The 905-nt window shown below is 46.0% G+C and carries 1 protein-coding gene; it reads left to right on the forward strand.

Annotated features, from left to right (window positions below):
• A partial coding sequence (locus tag QVP03_RS04870) for a leucine-rich repeat domain-containing protein (RefSeq protein WP_369677399.1) occupies positions 1–863 on the forward strand: 863 nt, incomplete at its 5' end.
• Positions 864–905 lie beyond the last annotated feature (42 nt).

A 905-nucleotide genomic window follows, 5' to 3' on the forward strand; every position in this document is an offset into this window, starting at 1 on the left:
TACTTGCCATCGACCTCGGCAGGCTCTGCGGAGAATCGAGCGACACTCCCGCAATCGAATCACTTGCAGGCGTCGAACATTTCAGAAATCTCAAACAGCTCATATGCAACGGACATGCGCTGACCGAACTCGATTTGTCCAAAAATACGGAGTTGAATATACTGAAATGCAAAGATAACCAGCTAACGACACTCGATCTGTCCGAAAATACCGCATTGCTTACATTAAACTGCGGTCGGAATCCGATAAAGACGCTTGACCTGACGGAAAATAGAGCATTGAGCATGCTGGTCTGCGACTACAATCAATTGACCGCATTCGATCTCTCCCAAAATACAGCCCTGACGCAATTGTTCTGCGGGCACAATCAATTGACTGCGCTCGATCTATCCGAAAATACGATGCTTACCGACTTGTGGTGCGATTACAATCGATTGACGGAACTCGATCTTTCCAAAAATACGGAGTTGACCGATTTGTCCTGCGGTTGGAATCCGATAACAGCACTCGATCTCTCCGAAAATACAAAGTTAACTTATTTGAATTGCCTCAACAATCAATTGACCGCGCTCGATCTCTCCGAAAATGCAGCGCTGACCGAATTATACTGCGGCTACAATCGATTGACTGCGCTCGATCTCTCCGAAAATACGGAGTTGATTCGCTTGGGCTGCTCCGACAATCCATTGATCCGGCTCAATTTATCCGATCTCGCCAAATTAGAGGCAGTATCTTTCGATTACGAGAACCATGAAATACAGGTAATTACTAACAGCCAGACGGCCTTCGTGAGCGACCTGACACGTTACATGCAATCCATCGAGGCCGAAAAGCAGAAAAAATACCGACAGCAAGAGGAATAAACTGCAATATGAAACTGCATATCTTAGTAATCCCATGAAACG

It is taken from the genome of Alistipes sp. CAG:29 (genome assembly GCF_000435435.1).
Classification (GTDB): Bacteria; Bacteroidota; Bacteroidia; order Bacteroidales; family Rikenellaceae; genus Alistipes; species Alistipes onderdonkii.